Below are 22,134 nucleotides of genomic sequence, written 5' to 3'. Positions count from 1 at the left end.
AATCAATATCCAAAATCTTCTTTAATGGCATCTGCCAATTCTAGAACCATATCTTTAGTAATACCCGCAATTTCATCTAAAGTATAGGCCGATTGATAAGTGCGCATTGCTTTTTTAGGTTCACCACCTTCCTCGTAAAACTTACCCAAATAATAATTACCTAATAGGGTTTTTGGATAATGCTTCCGGGCAAGTTTTCCCAATGGCTCATAATATTCGAATAGTTGATTTTTTTCAATAGCTGCTGAAATTGCCTTAAAATCATTAATGAGAATCTTCTTTTCAATACCAAATAAATCATTTATGGCTTGATATTTTTCTTCAAGATACACTACTGGTGAAATTTCCAGTTCTAAAATTTCATCTATATATTCCTTCTTACTTATGGGTTGAAATACTTTAAATATATTTTGAAGCGCATTAGGAATTGCATGGGCAGGGACTGAATAATGCGTCGCGTTTTCGAAAGTATTAAAACTGTAAGACACATTTTTATTTTCGATTGCCGAAATATCTGAATTTAGAGCGTCTGACATCTGCTTTAAAGACGAATTATCGGCAGTAGTATTTGCCAAATAATAAAATAATTTAGAATCAACTTTTTCCAAGCTTTCTGGAATATATTCTAGCATAGCTGGTGCTAACTCAGGACTAACCGCAATATAGCCTTGAAATAAAGGGTTTGATTTTAACAGATAATAATTAATAAAATTTGCGGTTTCGCCATGACCTACGGCTACTCTAAAATTTGCAGTTCGGTATGCTGATTCTATATAAGGTACAAGTTCCATCCCGATAAATTCAAAAAAACTTGCTCCAGTTTCAACGGGCAAGGAGTTTTGTTCAGAGTACATGCAATCGTCATAACGTTTATCTATTTGGTTTATGCCAACTACAATCGACTCTGGCATGTCTTCCCAATAGGCATAATAATCTACATTTCCTGCTACAGCCTCGAACAAATAATCGCCATCCAGCACAATAAATACTGGGTATCTTTTCTCTTCATCTGAACTATAACCTCTAGGTAATTGAATTTTTATTTGACGCTCTTCACCTAATTTTGAGGATTGAAAATTTTCATACTTTACTTGGGCATTTAAAAATGAAAAGGTTAGTAAAAGAATTAAAGCTAAAAAAGTTGTTTTCATAAATACGGAAAATTAAATTATAACCTTCACAAGGTATAAAATAAGCTATAACAATTCAAAAAGATATGATTGAAATCTATTTAGCTTTAATCTTATTGAAAATAGGTAAATATATCAAGGATAATCCTCCAAAAACAATGATGAGCAGTGTTTGCGAAGACCAAATTATCCAGCCAAAAGCGCGACTAGGATCTTCCGGAAGGAAAAACAAAGAGGTAAACACTAAAACTATGGCTTCAGGATAAGAACCAATACCTCCGTTTGTAGCTGCTATACTGAAACTTGCAGCAATAAACCCGATTAAAATTGCTGCAAAGGGAACATCGTGCATTTCTTCAAGAGAAAAAGATGTTACATAAAACATAAGCACATACATGGTCCAAATAAAGAGTGTATGGAAAATAAACGCCCATTTCTTTTTCATTTTGAAAATGCTCATAACGCCTTCTACCAAACCATTTACAAAACTTTTTATTTTTAAGGCGATTTTAGAATTACTTCGTTTTATGACTATCAAAAAGAAAACCACAAGAGCGATTAAACCTGCTAAAGCTATTCCTATTTTGGTAGGGTTAAACTTATCTACTAAAAAACCATATATAAAATCGAACTGCAAAAAAAGTGTAACCGCGATAATGCTTAACATTACAACCATATCTGCAATGCGTTCGGCTACAATGGTGCCAAAACCTTTTTCGAAAGGCACACCTTCATAATTTGTTAGAATCGAAGCCCTAGCAACTTCTCCTGCTCTAGGAATGGTATAGTTTATTAAATAGGTTGCGAAAACAGCCATAACACTATTGCCCAATTTAATATTGTAGCCCATAGGCTCTAGTTGAAATTGCCAGCGATAAGCTCTGGACAAATGACTTAACAAGCCAAAAAACATGCCCAATCCAACCCAAGTATAATTGGCTTTTTTAAAGTAGGCTAAAAGCTCTTCAACAGAAATTTGGGACAGAGAATACCAAACCAAAAAAACTCCCAGTAACAATGGGAGTGTAATTTTAAGAATTTTTTTTATGTTGGAATTCAACCTTTTAGTTTAACAAGTTTGTGGCTTCATTCGGAAACACCAAAGAAGGTTTAAACACTTTAGCCTCTTCGATATCCATAAACGCATAAGTGATTAAAATCAAAGTGTCGCCAACCGAAACTTTTCTAGCAGCGGCACCATTTAAGGTGATTTCCCCACTATTACGAGGTCCAGGAATACAATAGGTTTCTAAACGTTCGCCATTGTCATTATTCACAATTTGAACTTTTTCACCTTGTATAATATTAGCAGCATCCATTAAGTCTTCATCAATAGTGATACTACCTATATAATTGAGTTCAGCGCCCGTACACTTTACTCTATGAATTTTAGATTTTACTACTTGAATTTGCATGTGCAAAGATAATTAATTTAATGCGATATTATCTATTAGTCTTATATCGCCAGCATATACCGCTATGAAGGCTCTATATGTTTTATTATTCGATTTTCGTTTTACTGGTTTTAATGTTCCGGTATCAGCAATACTAAAATATTCTAATTCTAATACATCATGGTTTTTAAACTGATTCTCGACCCATTCCGTAACTTTATTAGCACTTTTTGTGCCAAAATGTGTTTTGGCAGTTTTCAGTATTTTGTAGATAAAAGGTGCTGCCAATTTATGCTCCGGTTTTAATCTTGTATTACGAGAACTCATAGCCAAACCACTAGTTTCTCTATGGATTTTACACCCTATAACGTTTACTGGAATGTGCTGTTTTTCAACTAATTTCTTAATGATTTGCAATTGCTGGAAATCCTTTTCGCCAAAATAAGCATTATGTGGTTTTACGATGTCGAAAAAACGCTTTACAATAGTGCCTACACCATCAAAATGACCATGTCTAAACCTACCTTCCATTTCAAACTCTAAACCATCAAAATCAAAAGTTTCCGAAACGGTGTTGCCTTCATATATGTCATCAACCGATGGCGCATACACAATAATAGCGTCTTTACTAACCGTTTTTAACAATTCAACATCATCATCCAAGGTTCTTGGATATTTTTCCAAATCGTCTTTATTATCAAACTGGGTAGGGTTTACAAAAACGCTAACAACCACAACCTCATTATCTTCAAGTGCTTTTATGACCAATTGCAAGTGCCCTTGATGTAAAGCACCCATAGTTGGCACCATCCCAATAGATAGCTTTTGCGATTTTAACTCGGCAATGGCATCAATAATCTTATTTTTTTCTGTGTAAACCTTCACGTTTTAATAAAAAATTAACGGTTGCAAACTTAAGATTTTACGGGGACTTTGCATAAAATTTTGTACTTTTGCGTGTTTTTATTTTTGAATCTTCAAAAGCAAGCCATATATGAAAGATAAGAGGATATTGTATGTATCATCTGAAGTAGTACCATATTTACCTGAAACCGAAATTTCTTCAATGTCGTTTGAAGCTCCTAGATTGGTTAATCAACAAGGAGGGCAAATACGTATTTTTATGCCTAGATATGGTAATATTAATGAAAGAAGACATCAGTTACATGAGGTGATTAGACTATCTGGTATTAACTTAGTAATCAACGACTTAGATATGCCTTTGATTATTAAAGTGGCTTCAATTCCTAAAGAGCGTATTCAGGTTTACTTTATTGATAATGATGAATATTTTAAAAGAAAAGCAACTTTAACAGATGAAAAGGGTGAACTTTTTTCAGATAATGATGAACGCGCTATCTTTTTCGCAAAAGGTGTTATAGAAACCGTTAAGAAATTGAATTGGGCACCAGATATTATTCATGTTCATGGATGGTTAGCCGCATTACTACCTCTTTACTTAAAGGAATATTATAAGGACGAGCCTTTATTTAACGAAAGTAAAATAGTGACTTCTATATACAATCAAAGCTTTAACAGTACGTTAAACAAAGATATGGTCAATAAGATTAAATTTGACAATATAAACGAAGAGGCTATTAAATCATTGGAAGAACCTACTTATAACAATTTGATGAAAATTGCTGTAGATTATTCTGATGCTTTAATCATTGGCTCTCAAGAATTACCCGAAAACCTAGATAATTATATTAAAGATTCTAATAAACCAGTTTTAGAATATAAAAGTAAAGATGAATTTGGTGAAGCCTACACTCAGTTTTTTAATACTGAAGTTTTAAGTTAAGCTGCCCCCTCTTAGTCATCCTATTTATTTTATGAAGAATACATGTAACGCCCTTAAATACACCTGTTCATTATTACTTATGTTGCTAGTTTTTAATGCTTGCGACAAAGATTATAGCTCCATTGAAAGTGATGTTCTTGGTGGAAATAATTTTAATTTTTCAGCCGTAGATTCTATATTTCCAATTCTTGTTTACAACAAAAACCTAAAGGCGCAACAAATAAATGGTAATGGAGCTAACTTATTAGGTTTTCACGATGATCCAGATTTCGGAAAAACTACTGCAAGTATTGTAACCCAGGTGATACCTAGTAGTTTTGCAAACGTTGATTTTGGCGAGGAAGTAGAGATAGATTCTGTAACCTTAACTATACCCTATTACAGTACACAAACTGGTCTGGAAGACGGGAAGCCTATATATAAATTAGATTCTCTTTTTGTTGAACAGAATGACCCTGCAAAAGCTAGCCCAATTAAGCTTACCGTATATGAGAACAAATATTTTTTAAGTGATCTTGAGCCTTATAGTCCTGATGCGCTAAATTACTTTTCTAAAGCAGTGGATAATAGTAACACAACAGACAACTTCGCTATTACAGGAGGAAATACAACAATTAATTTTGATGAGCATAAAGATTACAAGCTATGTGACACGATAGGTTTTAAACCAAGTAGCGAACCAATATCTATCAAAACAATAACAGAAACTGATACAACTATAACATATTTTAAACCTGCCATAAAACTAGAATTGGCTGCCAGTGAACTTGATAAAGCCTTCTGGAAAACGTTGATAATTGATGAACAAGGCAACCCAACATTAAGCAACGCCAATAACTTCAAAAATCATTTTAGAGGACTTTATATTAAAGCAGAAGCTATTGATAGTAAAGGCAGCATGGTGCTTTTAAATTTGTTAGATAGCGAAGCCAACATAGTAGTTCATTACTCTAAAAAAGGAGCAACAGATACCGAAAGAGTTAACGAAACTTATAAATTAAACTTCATTGGCAATAGATTAAATACATTTATTAATGATTATAAGCCTGAAGTTCTCGTAACAAATCCGGACGAAACTAATGGTGATGAAAAATTATATCTAAAGGGTACTGAAGGCTCTATGGCGGTGATAGAATTGTTTCCTGGAGATAATATGATAGATTGTAAATGTGGAGTTAACCAAAACGGACAACCTATAATTATTACAACAACTCCATTTGATTGTTTCAAGAAAACCTTCAGAAAAACAGATGAAAATGGTCAAGAATTAGACCCTATAAATGGCCAATACCAACTTAAACGCCTAATCAATGAAGCTATGTTGGTTGTTTATGAAGATGAAAGTCTTTATAACGAGGAAGACCCTAACAAAGATGTTTATCATGCTTACGATAGACTTTTAATCTATGATTTGGAAAATAACACCCCTATCATAGATTATTCTACAGATCCAAGTGCTGATCCAACCGACCCGTTAACCTCGAGAGCTTTTAGTCTAGGCAGAAGAATAACAGATGACGAGGAGGGTGTTTCAAAATACAAACTAAGGCTCACAGACCATTTAAATAACATACTTATTCGAAATGGTGACAACCCTAAACTAGGCTTGGTACTTTCCAATAATGTTAATTTATTCATCAATACTGCTATTTTAAACGGTGGCGATGCTATAACTGGAATTCCCTCAACAACGCTAATAGCACCTCGGGGAACAATATTACATGGTAATAATGTTGCCCCTGAAAATGATAATAAAAGAATGAAATTAGAACTCTTTTTTACCGAACCTAAAGGAAATGAATAGTTTATAGAAAATTAATTTCTTAATAAAATGGAATTTTATCATATAAATCAAGGCGTTTATATAATAATTGCCTTACTTTAAATATTTATTTTACATATTTGCCTGAATTAAAATAACCCCAAAAATCAAATTAAAAAAATTATGTGCGGAATTGTTGGATATATAGGACATAGAGATGCTTACCCAATTGTAATTGAAGGACTTAAACGATTAGAATATCGCGGGTATGATAGTGCTGGAATTGCACTATTTGATGGCACAGATTTAAAAGTTGTAAAAACCAAAGGAAAAGTTTCAGATCTTGAAGCTTGTGCTGAAGCCCAAATCACCAAAACCGGGAATTTAGGTATTGGTCATACACGTTGGGCAACTCACGGTGTCCCTAATGATATAAATTCTCATCCTCATGTTTCAAATTCTGGGGAGTTGGTAATAATTCATAACGGAATTATAGAAAATTACGATTCCATTAAACAAGAATTAATAAAAAGAGGTTATACATTTCAATCTGATACTGATACAGAAGTATTGATCAACCTTATTGAAGATGTTAAAACAAAAGAAGGTGTAAAACTAGGAAAAGCGGTTCAAATAGCTTTAAACCAAGTTGTTGGCGCATACGCCATTGCTGTTTTCGACAAAAACAAACCAGAAGAGGTAGTAGTAGCGCGTTTAGGAAGCCCACTTGCTGTTGGTATTGGAAACGAAGAGTTCTTTATTGCTAGTGATGCTTCACCTTTTATAGAATATACAAAAAATGCTATTTATCTAGAAGATGAAGAAATGGCAATTATTAGATTCCATAAAGGCATTAAAGTGAGAAAAATTAAAGATGATTCTTTAGTAGATCCTTATATTCAAGAATTACAATTAAATATTGAACAAATTGAAAAAGGAGGTTATGATCATTTTATGCTTAAGGAAATTCATGAGCAACCAAAGGCAATAACCGATACTTATAGAGGACGTCTTTTAGCGGATGAAGCCATCATAAAAATGGCTGGCATTGAGGATAACATGAAAAAATTCTTAAATGCCAATCGTATTATCATCGTTGCCTGTGGCACATCATGGCACGCAGGACTTGTAGCCGAATACATTTTTGAAGATTTAGCAAGAATCCCTGTAGAAGTTGAATATGCTTCTGAGTTTAGATACAGAAATCCAGTAATTACAGAAAACGATGTTTTAATAGCAATTTCTCAGTCTGGTGAAACTGCCGATACTTTGGCTGCTATAAAAATGGCGAAATCTAAAGGCGCATTTGTGTTTGGGGTTTGTAACGTTGTAGGGTCATCAATTGCTAGAGAAACAGATGCCGGAGCATATACACATGCTGGCCCAGAAATTGGTGTTGCCTCAACAAAAGCATTTACAACTCAAATTACAATATTATCATTAATTGCTTTACGTTTAGCGCGTGCAAAGGGGACTATTTCAAGTTCTGATTTCCGTCGCTACTTACTAGAAATGGAATTAATCCCTGGAAAAGTGGTAAAAGCTTTAGAATCTGACGAACATATCAAAACAGTTTCTAATATTTACAAAGATGCTACCAACTTCTTGTACTTAGGAAGAGGTTATAATTTCCCTGTGGCATTAGAAGGCGCTTTAAAACTTAAAGAGATTTCGTATATACACGCCGAAGGGTATCCTGCCGCTGAAATGAAGCATGGCCCTATTGCTCTTATTGATGAAAATATGCCAATAGTTGTTATTGCAACAAACGCAGAGCATTACGATAAAGTTGTTAGTAATATTCAAGAAATAAAGTCCAGAAAAGGAAAAATAATAGCTGTTGTTACCGAAGGTGATACTATTGTTAGAAATTTAGCAGACCATGTTATTGAAGTTCCTGATACCATAGAGGCACTTTCTCCTTTATTAACTACAATTCCCCTCCAATTATTGTCATATCACATTGCCGTTATGCTAGATAAAAATGTGGATCAACCACGAAATCTTGCTAAATCTGTAACTGTAGAATAAAGTCTTCCACAATCAGGGTTAGAGGTATTCTTTAACCCTGATTGTGTTTTTATACGAAAATCACTTCTTTTTTTGTTAAATACTCAAGTTTTTAGGTAATTTTTTATCGATATATACTATGCGTGCATAATTTTTTTTATTTTTGGTATTGAAAACTACACCAACCACCTAAATAATACCCTATAATAAAAACTAATTAATATTACATGAAGACAATTCTCAGATTTATTTTGATCTTGTTTTGTGCTAGTACTTATGCGCAAACAACAATTACAGGAACTGTAACAGATGATAGTGGTCAACCTATTCCAGGAGCAAATATTATTATTGTTGGTACGTCCACAGGAACTGTGACCGATTTTGATGGAGGTTTTGCTTTAACAACAAATCAAAACCCACCGTTTACAATTCAAGCAAGTAGTGTTGGTTTTGAATCTGCGACAGAAGAAGTCACTTCAAACAACCAACAATTCAATCTCGTTTTAAAAGAAGGGACTTCTCTTGACGAAGTGGTTATTTCAGCATCCAGAACACCTGAACGCATTTTTGAATCTCCCGTAACTATAGAACGGTTTGGGTTAAAGGACATTAAAACTTCCGCATCTGCAGAATTTTATGATGCTCTTGAAAACCTTAAAGGTGTTGACATTAATACAAACAGTTTAACCTTTAAATCCATCAACACTAGAGGTTTTGCAACATTTGCCAACACACGTTTTATGCAATTGGTAGATGGCATGGACAACGCTGCCCCTTTACTTAATTTCCCCTTAGGAAACTTATTGGGTATGATGGAAACCGATGTCCAAAGTATTGAGCTGCTGCCAGGAGCTGCCTCAGCACTTTATGGTGCAAATGCATTTAACGGTATTTTGTTTATGCGCAGTAAAAACCCTTTTGACCATGCAGGAATCAGTGCTTATTATAAGGGAGGCGTTACATCCCAAGAAGCAGCAGGAGATAATTTTTATAAAGATTACGGGATTAGGGCCGCTCATAAATTTAGTGACAAGTTTGCTGCAAAAATCAATTTTGGCTATTTACAAGGTACCGATTGGGTGGCAAACGACACTCGAGGTAAAGATAGAACCAGCTCTATTGTAAAACCAAACAGTACTCGGGAGAATGATATTGATTATGATGGTGTTAATATTTATGGAGATTTGGCAACTAGCAACTTGAGAGCTGTAAAAGAGAGTCCTACATTTTTAGCGGCTCTTGCGGAAAGAGGCATTAATCCCGCAGTAGTAAATTTGGTCCCCGATGTTGATGTTAGTAGAACAGGTTATGCAGAATCGGATTTAACAGACTACGACGCCAAAAGTATAAAAGCAGATTGGGGACTCTATTTTCGTCCTTGGGAAAATGATTTTGAAATTCAATATGTAGGTAAAATTGGTTCTGGAGCAACTATTTATCAGGGTTCCAACAGGTATTCCATAAAAGATTTCTTTTTACAACAGCATAAGATAGAGGTAAAAAATGATAACTTTTTTGTTAGAGCCTATATTACACGCGAAAATGCGGGTAATTCTTATGATATGGTATTTACTGGTCTGAACATAAACAGAAAGTGGAAAGAAGATGAAGTTTGGTTTGGAGAATATACACAAGGCTTTATCACGCAGACCCTTGCTGGCGCAACAGCGAACGAGGCTCATGCTGCTGCTAGAGCGTTTGCTGACAGAGATAGGTTTGAACCCGGTACACCAGAGTTTCAAAGTGCTTTTAATACCGTAACCAATGATCCAGACGTACTCACAGGAAGTCAACTTAAGGATCAATCTAAATTATTCCATTCTGACGCTAATTATAATTTCAGTCATTTAACTGATTTCGCCGAAATTCAAGTGGGTGGTTCTTACAGAAAATACGAGCTCAACTCTTTTGGTTCCATTTATACAGATAAATTAAGTTCAATACCTTACTCTGAAGTTGGTTTTTATACCCAACTTCAAAAGAAATTTTTGGAAGACGACTTAAAACTAACGGCTTCTGTGCGTTATGATAAATCAGAATTGTTCGATGCATTTTTCTCCCCAAGACTTTCTTTAGGTTATAACATAGGAGAAGATGACAATCACAATATAAGAGCATCTTTTCAAACAGGATTTAGAAACCCAGATACGCAATCCTTATATATTGGCTTTGATGTAGGACCGATAATTTTACTTGGGGGCGCCATTAACAACCCCGAAAGAGATCTTAGAACCGCAAGTGGTAACGATCTTTCTGCAACTGGGCAAGCAATACTTGGAACCAATAGTTATACTTATGATGGTACCGGGGCTTATAACAATTCCTTTACAAGAAGTTCCGCTACTGCCTTTGCTGCCTCAAGAAATCCTGCTGATTTAAAAATAGCAAACCCTGACTTAGTTAAACCAGAACAAGTAAGCTCAGTTGAAGTAGGTTATCGAGGTAAAGTAGAAAGAGTAATTATCGATTTTAGTGCCTATTTTAATCAATACAAAGATTTTATTACTTCAGTTGACGTAATTAGTCCTTTTTATGGCGATGTACAATTGTCACAAACAACAGATGTAGGTGGAACACCAACACCACTTGCAATAATTGCTTTAGCTAATGGAGATCGTCAAGCCTACCGAGCAAACACGAACACAACTGAAAATGTAAATTCCTATGGAGCTGCTTTAGGTGTAACTACAAAGGTATTTGGAGATTTTGATTTAGGAGTGAATTACACTTATACACAACTAGATTTTGACCGTGAGGCAAATTCAGATTTCCAAACTAATTTTAATACACCGGAACACAAAGTAAAAGCCACTTTTGGAAATACCGATTTGTTTAAGAATTTCGGATTTAACTTAGCATGGCGATGGAGCGATAATTATGTTTGGGAAGCTACTTTTGTAACTGCCCCTGTACCCGCATACCATGTATTGGATGCCCAAATCAACTTTAGAGTACCAAGCCTTAAGTCTTCTTTTAAAGCTGGCGCAACAAACCTAATGGGCGATGAGTATTTCACGGCTGCAGGTACTGGCTTAATTGGTTCACAATACTATGTGTCCTGGACTATCAATAACTTATAAAATAAAAAACTATGAAATTTAAATATATATGGCTATTCACGCTTTTAATTGGTTTTATATCATGTGAAGAAATAGACAGCCCAATCCCAGAGGAAGTTGTACTTCCAGAATTAACATCAGGTAGTGCCGATTTTTCGAACTATGTTGCCGTAGGCGCATCTTTTACCGCTGGGTTTACAGATAATGGTTTGTTTATAGCAAGCCAAGAAAATTCATTTCCCAATACCCTATCTAAACAATTTTCTAAATTGGGAGGCGGCACGTTCAAACAACCCTTAATGGTCGACAATACTGGTGGTATTTTAGTTGGTGGAAATGTTGTAAGAAGTTATCGGTTAACATTTAATGCTGATATTCCTGGACCTCAACCATTAGATGAATTTTTAACAGAATTGGGAGCTCCAGTCCCCCCTATCACTACAGAAGCGGGGGTTAGTATTGGAAGCGATTTTAATAACTTCGGAATTCCAGCAGCCAAAAGTTGGCATTTAATTACACCTGGTTATGCTGGGTTAAATCCTTTTTACGCGAGAATTGCATCTGCCCCTACGGCAACTGTCTTAGACGATGCCATGGCGCAAAACCCAACATTCTTTACCTTATCTGAAATAGGAGGTAACGATGTGCTTGGTTATGCAACCTCTGGCGGTGATGGTTCAAATATGATAACGCCTGTTGATGGTCCCTCAGGTGTTGGTTTTAGCGCAACCTTTGAAACCCTTGTAACAACATTAACTTCAAACGGTGCTAAAGGCGTAGTTACAAATGTGCCGAACATTACAGATTTACCTCATTTTACAACAGTTCCATTCGCACCATTAAGTCCTGCAAACCCAGATTTTGGTCCTCAAATACCAACATTAAATGGGGTTTTTGGTCAGTTGAATCAAGTATTTGCCTTTTTAGAAAGTCAAGGCATTCCGAATGCAACCGAACGTCAAATTACTTTTAGTGAAACTGAAGCCAGCGCAGTTGTAATACATGATGAAAACTTAGCCAACCTAGCTACTAATATAGCTGATGTATTAAAAGGAAGCCCTACATTCACAGCCTTAGTTCAATCTTTTGGACTTCCAGAAGCAGCAGCGCCTCAGGTTGCTACCTTATTCGGTCTTGTATATGGGCAAGCCAGACAAGCCAATGAAAATGATTTGCTTTTACTACCTAGTAGCTCCATTATTGGGACAGTTAATACTACTACCTTGGCTTTTTTAATGTCTCAAGGATTATCCCAACAAGTGGCAGGTCAATTTTCTGCCGAAGGTATAACACTTCCTCTAGCAGATAAATGGGTTTTATTGCCCAGTGAGCAAGCAGAAATAAAAACAGCTACAGAGGCCTATAACGCAACAATTGGGAGCGTTGCAACTTCAAACGAAAATATTGCTCTAGTTGATTTAAATGCCATACTTAATCGAACTGCTACAACAGGAATTGATTTTGACGGATTTAATCTAACCGCAGATTTAGTATTTGGTGGTGCTATCAGTCTAGACGGTATTCACTTAAATGCTAGAGGCTATGCCTATATGGCAAATAAATTTTTAGAAGCTATTGACGAAAATTTTGGTTCTAACTTTATAGCTTCAGGTAATGTTGCCAAAGCAAATGATTTTCCAACCAACTATTCGCCAACGTTACAATAAATCATATTAAGTAAAAACACACTTTAAACACCTTCAATTGAGGGTGTTTTTTTATTCCTTTATAGAAACCCAGTTTTACATTTAAATCGTTAAAAATTTAACTGTTATTTCGTGAGTTTTGTTAAAACGTTTCATTCTCTTTACAAATATCCTCAAAGACCTATCTAATTTTAGTAAAAGTTGTATTTTTAACGCATATTTTTTTATGAAGAGAAAGCACTAAACTAATAATGGATAAATTTTCCTTTTTAAACGCAGCACATACAGCTTATTTTGCCGATTTATACGAGCAATATTTAGAGCATCCCGATTCCGTAGAACCCAGTTGGAGAGCCTTTTTTCAAGGTTATGATTTTGGAACGGAAAACTATGGACTGGATGGTGAAATAGTAGAAGGTGTTTCAACTCAAATACCAGAACATATTCAAAAAGAATTTCAGGTAGCTCGCTTAATTGATGGCTATAGAAGTCGTGGACATTTGTTTACCAAAACTAATCCTGTTAGAGATAGAAGAACATATTCTCCAACTCTTGATATAGAAAATTTCGGATTGTCCGAAAGCGATTTAGATACTGTGTTTAATGCTGGTGAAATCTTAGGTAAAGGGCCACAGCAAACGTTGCGTGAAATTATAAAGCACTTAAATAGCATTTATTCTGATTCTATTGGTGTGGAATATATGTATCTCAGAAATCCTGACGTTATAAAATGGTGGCAGGATAAATTAAACGTAAACGACAATCATCCTGATTATTCTGTTGAAACTAAAAAATACATCCTTTCAAAATTAAATCAAGCCGTTACTTTCGAACACTTTTTACAGACTAAATATGTTGGGCAAAAACGTTTTTCATTAGAAGGTGGCGAATCGTTAATACCCGCTATTAGTAATACGCTTTATAATGCAGTTGAAAAATACGGCGTTAAAGAATGTGTGCTTGGAATGGCGCATCGTGGTCGTTTAAGCACATTGATCAATATATTTAGAAAGCCGGTAAGAGAACTTTTTAGTGAGTTTGACGGTAAAGATTTTGAAGATGAAAATATAGATGGAGATGTAAAATACCATCTAGGTTTAACACTAGATAAAACATACCAAAACGGTAAGTCAATCATAATGAATTTGGTGCCTAATCCTTCACATTTAGAAACTGTTGGACCAGTTGCTGAAGGTATAACACGTGCAAAAATTGACGCTGATTATGGTGGAGACGATTCTAAAATCTTACCTATACTGGTTCATGGAGATGCAGCTATTGCAGGGCAAGGTATAGCATACGAAGTTGCTCAAATGAGTCAACTCAACGGCTATAAAACGGGTGGCACCATCCATATTGTTGTAAATAACCAAATAGGGTTTACGACCAATTATCTTGATGCGCGCTCTAGTACCTATTGTACCGATGTTGCAAAGGTGACACTTTCTCCCGTATTGCATGTAAATGCTGATGATGCTGAAGCTGTGGTACACGCAATAGAAATGGCATTGGATTACAGAATGCGATACAAAAAAGATGTTTATATTGATTTGTTAGGCTATAGGAAATATGGTCATAACGAAGGTGATGAACCCCGTTTTACACAACCTAATCTGTACAAGAACATTGCAAAACATCCAAACGCTTTCAAAATATATTCAGATAAATTAATTGCAGAAAGCACCATTGACAAATCTTATTCTGACGGTATTGTAGCCGAATTTAAAGGCCGACTTGAAGAAGAATATGAAAAATCTAAAGATGCTGATTCTTCAAAAGTCCGTGAATTTATGCAAGAGCGATGGAACGGGTTTGAGCGACAAGGTTTAGATGCCATGTTAAAGCCTGAAGACACAACATATCCGGAGGATAAACTGAAACATATTTCTAAAGTAGTTTCTACGGTTCCCCCTGGGCAAAAGTTTTTGCGTAAAGCGGAGCGTATTTTAGAAGGTCGTGCGAAAATGGTTTTTGAAACTGACACTCTAGATTGGGGTATGGCGGAAACCTTAGCTTACGGTAGTTTAATGGAGGAAGGCTTTAACGTTCGTATTTCTGGACAAGATGTAGAACGTGGTACGTTTAGTCATCGTCATGCTATTTTAAGGGATATCGTATCTGAAGAGCGTATTAACTTATTAAATACCAATCCCGACAACAAGGGACATATGGATATTTATAATTCCTTATTATCCGAATATGGTGTTCTTGGTTTCGATTATGGTTATGCTATGGCAAACCCTAATACACTCACCATTTGGGAAGCGCAATTTGGAGATTTTAGTAACGGTGCCCAAATTATTTTTGACCAATATATGTCTGCTGCTGAAGACAAATGGAAAGCTCAAAACGGCATTGTTGTTTTATTGCCCCATGGTTACGAAGGTCAAGGTTCAGAACATTCATCGGCTAGAATAGAACGGTTTTTACAACTCTGTGGCAACGATAATATGACAGTTGCGGATTGTACAACTCCTGCCAGTATGTATCATTTGTTAAGACGACAAATGAAACGCGGTTTTAGAAAACCCCTTATAGTTTTCACACCAAAGAGTTTATTACGTCATCCAAAAGCTGTATCCTCAATTAGTGAATTGGCAAATGGCTCTTTTGAAGAAGTTATAGATGATACAATTGATCCGAAAGGCGTAGAAAAATTAGTGTTTTGTACTGGTAAGTTCTACTATGATTTGTTGGCAAAAAGAGAAGAATTAGGCACATCAAATGTTGCCTTAGTTAGAATAGAACAATTATTCCCGCTGCATTTAGAAAAAATTCAAAAGGCTATAGATCGCTATCCGAACGTTAAAAAATATGTTTGGGCTCAAGAAGAACCTAAAAACATGGGGGCTTGGAGTTATATGCTACAACGTTTTGACTTAGTGAAATTAGAGGTAAATTCTAGGCCATTTAACTCAGTACCAGCACCAGGGTCTAGCACCAGAGATAAAAGAAGACAACAGAGAGTTATAAATGCTGTTTTTGATATTCAATAAAAAAATAAATTATAATACAATTAAAATTATTTACACATGATTTTAGAAATGAAAGTACCATCGCCGGGAGAATCTATCACAGAAGTAGAAATTGCTTCTTGGTTAGTTGAAGATGGAGATTATGTTGAAAAAGACCAAGCGATCGCCGAAGTAGATAGCGATAAAGCTACATTAGAACTTCCTGCAGAAGCGAGTGGTACGATAACATTAAAAGCTGAAGAAGGTGATGCTGTAAATGTTGGTGCTGTTGTTTGTCTTATAGATACAAGTGCAGAAAAACCAGAGGGTAGTGATACGTCCAAAGATGATAAAAAAGAGGAAGCTCCAAAAGCTGAAGCTGCTCCTGCTCAAAAGACATCAGAATCTAAAACCTATGCTACAGGAACAGCAAGTCCAGCAGCAAAAAAGATTCTTTCTGAAAAAGGAATTGATGCTGCTTCTATTTCTGGAACTGGTAAAGATGGTCGCGTAACTAAGGATGATGCTGTTAACGCTGTACCTTCTATGGGAACTCCAACAGGAGGAAATCGTGGTACTACAAGAAGCAAAATGTCTATGTTGCGTCGTAAAGTAGCAGAACGTTTAGTGGAAGCTAAAAATACTACAGCCATGTTAACCACGTTTAACGAGGTCGATATGTCTCCAATTTTTGAACTTAGAAAAGAATATAAAGAGACGTTTAAAACGAAACATGGTGTTGGCTTAGGATTTATGAGTTTCTTCACATTAGCAATTGTAAGAGCGTTAAAAATGTATCCTGCGGTTAATTCTATGATTGACGGTAAAGAAATGATAAGCTACGACTTCTGTGATATCAGTATTGCGGTTTCTGGCCCAAAAGGATTAATGGTTCCAGTAATGAGAAATGTTGAAAACTTAAGCTTTAGAGGTGTAGAATCTGAAGTGAAACGTTTAGCTATTCGCGCTCGTGACGGACAGATTACTGTTGATGAAATGACAGGAGGAACTTTTACAATATCTAATGGTGGTGTATTTGGAAGTATGCTTTCTACCCCTATTATCAACCCACCTCAAAGTGGTATTTTAGGAATGCACAATATTATAGAGCGTCCTGTTGCTATTGATGGAAAAGTAGAAATAAGACCAATGATGTACGTGGCATTATCTTATGACCATAGAATAATTGACGGAAAAGAAAGTGTTGGTTTCTTAGTTGCTGTAAAAGAAGCATTAGAAAACCCGATTGAATTATTGATGAACAATGATGTTAAAAAAGCTTTAGAGCTTTAATAGAAATAAAAAGTCAATCTTAAAAATGCGGAACTTATGTTTCGCATTTTTTATATTATCTTTTTCCAGTTCTTAACTAAAAGCGCACCACAAGATATAGACAAAACCGACAGTAATATTGCCGATTGCGTTTTCCCATAAATAAAATACCCTGTAGCAAATAAAAAACTGTAAGTCCCAATAACACCAAAGAAAAATGCTAATATTTTATAGCCGAAATTCTTAAACTTACTATCCTCACCATAGACTAATGCTTCAAATTTCTTAATAGTATTTTTGTCTGTTTCCGAAGTAACTAATGTCACTAAAACCCACCCTATCGTAGTAATTACAACTCCTATTATTAATTGCCAATAACCAGCAATTTCAAACCATGGTGTATCTAATTTTCCATTACTAAAAAATATAATGGCAATGATAAAGGAAATTACCATTGCAGCTATTTCGCTATAAGGATTAATTCTATTCCAAAACCAGCGCATAATAAACAACAAGCCTGTTCCTGCACCTATTTGTAATAACAAATCAAAGACATCTTTTGCAGATTTTATATAAAATGAAAATAAAGCTGCACAAACCATTAATAAAACTGTAGATACTCTACCGACTAAAACCTTTTGTTTTTCTGAGGCTTCTCTGTTTATAAATCGTCCATAAAAATCATTTACTATATATGAGCTTCCCCAGTTCAACTGTGTTGAAATTGTACTCATAAACGCTGCGATTAATGATGTTAACACAATACCAATTAATCCAGCTGGCAAATACGTCATCATTGCAGCATATGCTACATCATGACCTTGCATATCTTCATTTAAATTAGGAAATGCCGTATTGATACTTTCTAAGGTTGGAAAAATAACTAACGAAGCTAAACCAACTACAATCCACGGCCAAGGTCTTAAGGCGTAATGCGCAAAATTGAAGAATAAAGTCGCCCAAGTGGCGTTTTTTTCGTCTTTGGCCGCAAGCATACGTTGTGCGATATAGCCTCCGCCTCCTGGTTCGGCACCAGGATACCAAGTACTCCACCATTGTACGGCAAACGGAATAATAAACAAGGTAATTAATACTTCGGAATTAGAAAAATCTGGAAGAATATCTAATTTACCCGCAACATTTTCGTGCGTTAATAGGTTTTGCATTCCTCCAATTTCAGGAAGGTTTACAATATAAATAGTAGCCCAAATTGAACCCACCATAGCAATAATAAACTGAATAAAATCAGTAATAAGCACGCCTTTCAATCCTCCTAAAGAGGCATAAATCACAACTACTATGGACGAATACAATAGTGCTTCCTCTTGAGGTAAACCCAATAAAATATTGGCGATTTTAGCCCCAGCCAAACAAACACCTGCCATGGTAATAATATTAAAAATCACGCCTAAATAAATCGCTCTAAACCCTCTTAAAAAACTTGCTGATTTGCCTGAATACCTTAACTCATAAAACTCCAGATCGGTTGAAATACCTGATTTGCGCCAAAGTTTCGCATAGAAAAAAACAGTCAACATCCCTGTAAGTAAAAAAGCCCACCACACCCAGTTACCTGAGACCCCGTCTTTTCTAACTAACTCCGTTACTAAACCTGGTGTATCAGCAGCAAATGTGGTTGCCACCATAGAAACTCCCAATAACCACCAAGGCATATTCCGTCCAGATAAAAAGAACTCCGTGCTGTTTTTACCGGCTTGTTTGGAAACCCAAATACCAATAAATAATGTAATTACAAAAAAAGCGATTATGATAGCAATATCTAACCCAGAGAGGTTTACCATAGTTTAGTTGATTTTTAGAGCCGTAAGTTCCTCATTAGCATTAAACAATATGAAGTAAGGCACACCTTTGATAACTATTTTTTCTATTGCTTTGGTTTCTTTATTTGTGAAGTTTTCATCTGTAATTGAAAAACCATTAGTATTTTCTTGATTTGAAGATAACACAAAACCCCTCGACGCATCATAACGAATGGTCTCTACCTCGGCATTGTACATACTGCCAACTCCAAGTATGCCTTGTTCCCCATCATTATTTACATCCACAAACTCAAAGTCTAGAATAGGCCCAAATTGCGCCACATTTGGTAATTCCTTAAAATCAAACACCCCATTATCTTTGTTTTCAATATAGTAAGAAGAAAAACTAGTTACTTTAAGATGTAATGCTTCCTCTATTTTCTCTTTCCCATAAACATCAAATAGATTTGAAGCAGCAAAATCTTTATACGTTTTAAACTTTTCCTTTAAAAAAGGGGTTTGTTCAGATGAACATTCTTTGCCGCGAACTGGAAATAAATTACCTTCAGACTCCTTGCTTAATGCGATATCATAACTGTTATTGCCGTCAAAATAATTAGCGTAAATATGCAATGGTTTATCTTCTTTTGGATGAAATTTATTGTTCTTCCCTAAATTGCCGACGAAATAATCATCGTCCCCATCTCCATCAAAATCAATATTTTTTATCGTTTGAAACCAACCCCTAATATTGTCTGTTTCTAATTCAACTTTAGAAAATTTTCCATTTTCATTATTGAATACAGATATTGGCATCCATTCGCCTACAATCATTAAATCTGCATCACCATCTTTATCATAATCAGAAAAGATTGCATCATTTACCAATCCAATATTTTGAATTCCTTGAGCTATATTTTTTGTTGCATCAACTAAAGTCCCATTTCTGTTTTCCAATAGATAAGATTTTGGAGCATTTGGATATTTCCCTGGAACAACTCTACCACCAACAAACACATCTAAATCGCCATCACCATCAAAATCGTTGGTAGCAATTGCTTTTGTAACACTAAGCATTTTAGGCAGTTTTCCTTTGGAAAAGTTTCCTTTTCCATCATTAATATACAATCGGTCTTGAAGTAAACTACTATTTTCTTTATCACTATAATTCCCTGTAGCAACGTATAGATCTAAATCATCATCGCCATCTACATCAAAAAACAAGGCATTATTATCATTGAATTTTTTATCCTTTTCAAATATTGAATTGTTTTTCAAAGAAAATGTTCCTTCTTTATTTTGAATGTATAATTCCGCTGCATAACCACTTGTGTTTCCTATGAAAACATCATCCAAACCATCATTATTAACATCGACAACAGCTAGTGCATTATCAATTGTAGATTGTTTTTGTGGGAGTAACAATTGTAAATCATAATCATTAAAATCGACTGGATGATGTTCATATTGAATTCCTAAGTCACTAGAACTAATTGTTTCAAATCTTGAAGTGTGATTTGGTTCTAAAATGGTCTTATTTCTAGCGTTTGAATATGATACTTCTAGATTTTGATTCGCTTTAACGTTGGTCATCAATTCCGATTTACCATCGTTCCAAAGAATACGAATACTATCTATAACTTTGGCTTTTCCTAAACCAAAATTCAAATTATAGCTTACTGAAGATTGATAACCTCTACTGGGGTTCACTTCTTTTATTTGCTTTGAGTTTTGAGAATAAATTACCGCTTGAGTTCCAATACCCTTTGTGTTATTATTTGACCCTTTAAATGATAATTTGATATAGTTGTTTGCATCAGAGTTATTTCGATACAATGATGCCATGTCCGACTGGTTATTCAAAACCAAATCTAAATCGCCATCATTATCAAAATCTGCGTATGCTGCTCCGTTAGAATTCACTTTAATATCAAATCCAAAGTTTGAACTCACATCGTCAAATGTATGATCCTTATTATTGAGAAACATATAATTATTCAGTTTTGTTGAAGGCACCATGTTAAGTGCTTCATCTAAACTAAACTTTTTATTACTCATAATATCCTCAGCAATTTGATGCTTAAAATCCTGATTGGTCAAGTCTCTTTCTATGCCATTTGTTACAAAAAGATCATTAAATCCATCGTTATCAAAATCGGCAATAAGGGGTGTCCAACTCCAGTCTGTTTTTGCAATACCTGTTAGTTGTCCTATTTCGCTATATGCGCCATTTCCGTTATTTAGCTGCAACATATTAGACATATATTGATAGTGATAGCCATTGTTAACCATTAAGTTAAAATTATTGGTGCTCATGGTTGCCATATTTTCCTTGCCTCGTTTTCTATCGGCAGCCATCATGTCCAACACCACTAAATCTGGCAATAGATCATTATTTATATCGGCAAAATCGCTCCCCATACTATTGGTTGGAATATGCTTAAAATAATCTTTACACGATTCTGTAAATGTGCCATCTTGATTGTTGATGTATAAGAAATCTGGTTCATAAAAATCGTTGGCAACGTAAATATCTTGCCATCCATCATTGTTGAAATCTCCGATTGAGGCACTTAATCCCCATGCGTTATTTGCTACACCTGCTTGCCTTGTGATGTTATAATACCTTCCGTTATCGTTTCTAAATAATGCATCGGAATGTTCTAAAGTCAATGGCTTATTTAAGTTTAAATCGATTGAAATTTGACTGTTAAAATCTGGGCGATGATTTACAAGATACATGTCCAAATCGCCATCTTTATCGTAATCAAAAAAATAGGATTGCGTAGAAAATGCGTAACCGCCCGTTACACCATATTTTTTAGCTTCTTCTTTAAAAGTATTATCCTTTTGATTTATAAAAAGTTGATTTCTGCGGAAAACCATAGTGTTTAAACTTCCAGATTTACATACATAGATATCTAACCAACCATCGTTATTGATATCTATCATGGTAACACCGGTACTCCAGCCATTTTTATCTGTTACTCCTGCGCTTTCTGTAATATCCTCGAATACAAAACCGCCTTTATTTAAATATAACTTGTTTGAATTTTGATTTGATGTAAAATATACATCTTCCAGCCCATCGTTGTTTATGTCGCCAACTGCCACACCTCCTCCGTTATAGACATACGTATAATTTAAAAAGTTGAGGTCTTGGTTTTCTTCAATAGAATTCTTGAAATTAATATGAGAATATGATGCAGGTATATTGGTAAAAACTACATCTGTTTCATCCTCATAATAAGACCTATCGATATTTTCTTTACAGCCTAAACAAAGCGATAAAATCAGTAGGAAAAAATAAAATTTAAAATTCATGACCTCACAAAAATGGTTG

Annotated in this window: 13 protein-coding genes; 7 read left to right on the top strand and 6 right to left on the bottom strand. The window is 35.1% G+C overall.

Annotated elements, in window-relative coordinates; genetic code table 11:
- Positions 1-2: 2 nt before the first annotated feature.
- From ABXQ82_RS06890 to panC, 4 genes are all read right to left on the bottom strand, one after another.
- Positions 3-1,151, bottom strand: coding sequence for an alpha/beta hydrolase-fold protein (locus ABXQ82_RS06890; RefSeq protein ID WP_367056877.1), 1,149 nt, complete (start codon positions 1,149-1,151; stop codon positions 3-5).
- A 76-nt stretch (positions 1,152-1,227) separates the two neighbouring features.
- Entirely contained in the window at positions 1,228-2,190 is a 963-nt protein-coding gene (locus ABXQ82_RS06885) for a lysylphosphatidylglycerol synthase transmembrane domain-containing protein (RefSeq protein ID WP_367056874.1), read from the bottom strand.
- A 4-nt stretch (positions 2,191-2,194) separates the two neighbouring features.
- On the bottom strand, positions 2,195-2,545 hold the full coding sequence (gene panD, locus ABXQ82_RS06880) for an aspartate 1-decarboxylase (protein WP_367056871.1): 351 nt from the start codon (positions 2,543-2,545) through the stop codon (positions 2,195-2,197).
- A 12-nt stretch (positions 2,546-2,557) separates the two neighbouring features.
- A complete protein-coding gene (gene panC / locus ABXQ82_RS06875; protein ID WP_367056868.1) occupies positions 2,558-3,409 on the bottom strand; it encodes a pantoate--beta-alanine ligase in 852 nt (283 codons plus the stop codon).
- A gap of 109 nt (positions 3,410-3,518) precedes the next feature.
- Here panC and ABXQ82_RS06870 point away from each other — a divergent pair, with 109 nt between their 5' ends.
- The 7 genes from ABXQ82_RS06870 (at position 3,519) to odhB (ending at position 17,052) form a co-directional block, all read left to right on the top strand.
- Positions 3,519-4,328, top strand: coding sequence for a glycogen/starch synthase (locus ABXQ82_RS06870; protein WP_367056865.1), 810 nt, complete (start codon positions 3,519-3,521; stop codon positions 4,326-4,328).
- Between the two features lie 31 nt (positions 4,329-4,359).
- Positions 4,360-6,132: a DUF4270 domain-containing protein gene (locus ABXQ82_RS06865; RefSeq protein ID WP_367056862.1), complete on the top strand. Its 1,773-nt coding sequence runs from the start codon at positions 4,360-4,362 to the stop codon at positions 6,130-6,132.
- Positions 6,133-6,273: 141 nt separating this feature from the next.
- Positions 6,274-8,121: a glutamine--fructose-6-phosphate transaminase (isomerizing) gene (gene glmS / locus ABXQ82_RS06860; protein WP_367056859.1), complete on the top strand. Its 1,848-nt coding sequence runs from the start codon at positions 6,274-6,276 to the stop codon at positions 8,119-8,121.
- Positions 8,122-8,327: 206 nt separating this feature from the next.
- The gene (locus ABXQ82_RS06855; protein ID WP_367056856.1) at positions 8,328-11,180 is read left to right on the top strand and encodes a TonB-dependent receptor; all 2,853 of its coding nucleotides are present in this window, start codon (positions 8,328-8,330) and stop codon (positions 11,178-11,180) included.
- 11 nt (positions 11,181-11,191) lie between these two features.
- Complete coding sequence (locus tag ABXQ82_RS06850) at positions 11,192-12,826, top strand: G-D-S-L family lipolytic protein (RefSeq protein ID WP_367056853.1); 1,635 nt, start codon at positions 11,192-11,194, stop codon at positions 12,824-12,826.
- 230 nt (positions 12,827-13,056) lie between these two features.
- Complete coding sequence (locus ABXQ82_RS06845; RefSeq protein ID WP_367056850.1) at positions 13,057-15,801, top strand: 2-oxoglutarate dehydrogenase E1 component; 2,745 nt, start codon at positions 13,057-13,059, stop codon at positions 15,799-15,801.
- A 36-nt stretch (positions 15,802-15,837) separates the two neighbouring features.
- Positions 15,838-17,052, top strand: coding sequence for a 2-oxoglutarate dehydrogenase complex dihydrolipoyllysine-residue succinyltransferase (gene odhB, locus ABXQ82_RS06840; protein ID WP_367056847.1), 1,215 nt, complete (start codon positions 15,838-15,840; stop codon positions 17,050-17,052).
- A 50-nt stretch (positions 17,053-17,102) separates the two neighbouring features.
- Here odhB and ABXQ82_RS06835 read toward each other — a convergent pair whose 3' ends face one another.
- Positions 17,103-18,833 (bottom strand): sodium:solute symporter family protein, encoded by a 1,731-nt coding sequence (locus ABXQ82_RS06835; RefSeq protein WP_367056844.1) that lies wholly within the window; start codon positions 18,831-18,833, stop codon positions 17,103-17,105.
- 3 nt (positions 18,834-18,836) lie between these two features.
- Positions 18,837-22,115 carry a VCBS repeat-containing protein gene (locus ABXQ82_RS06830; RefSeq protein WP_367056841.1) on the bottom strand — a complete coding sequence of 1,093 codons (3,279 nt, stop codon included), beginning with the start codon at positions 22,113-22,115 and terminating at the stop codon, positions 18,837-18,839.
- Positions 22,116-22,134: the final 19 nt, after the last annotated feature.

Origin of the sequence: Algibacter sp. 2305UL17-15 (assembly GCF_040720935.1) — a bacterium.
Lineage (GTDB): Bacteria > Bacteroidota > Bacteroidia > Flavobacteriales > Flavobacteriaceae > Jejuia.
The sequence above is the reverse complement of the archived record's forward strand: the minus strand, read 5'-3'. Positions and strand labels throughout refer to the sequence as shown.

Coding starts and splice junctions, on each gene's coding strand:
- ABXQ82_RS06845 (WP_367056850.1), top strand. CDS start 13,057: ATGGATAAATTTTCCTTTTTAAACGCAGCACATACAGCTTATTTTGCC.
- ABXQ82_RS06890 (WP_367056877.1), bottom strand. CDS start 1,151: ATGAAAACAACTTTTTTAGCTTTAATTCTTTTACTAACCTTTTCATTT.
- odhB (WP_367056847.1), top strand. CDS start 15,838: ATGATTTTAGAAATGAAAGTACCATCGCCGGGAGAATCTATCACAGAA.
- glmS (WP_367056859.1), top strand. CDS start 6,274: ATGTGCGGAATTGTTGGATATATAGGACATAGAGATGCTTACCCAATT.
- ABXQ82_RS06835 (WP_367056844.1), bottom strand. CDS start 18,833: ATGGTAAACCTCTCTGGGTTAGATATTGCTATCATAATCGCTTTTTTT.
- ABXQ82_RS06855 (WP_367056856.1), top strand. CDS start 8,328: ATGAAGACAATTCTCAGATTTATTTTGATCTTGTTTTGTGCTAGTACT.
- ABXQ82_RS06870 (WP_367056865.1), top strand. CDS start 3,519: ATGAAAGATAAGAGGATATTGTATGTATCATCTGAAGTAGTACCATAT.
- ABXQ82_RS06850 (WP_367056853.1), top strand. CDS start 11,192: ATGAAATTTAAATATATATGGCTATTCACGCTTTTAATTGGTTTTATA.
- ABXQ82_RS06830 (WP_367056841.1), bottom strand. CDS start 22,115: ATGAATTTTAAATTTTATTTTTTCCTACTGATTTTATCGCTTTGTTTA.
- ABXQ82_RS06865 (WP_367056862.1), top strand. CDS start 4,360: ATGAAGAATACATGTAACGCCCTTAAATACACCTGTTCATTATTACTT.
- panD (WP_367056871.1), bottom strand. CDS start 2,545: ATGCAAATTCAAGTAGTAAAATCTAAAATTCATAGAGTAAAGTGTACG.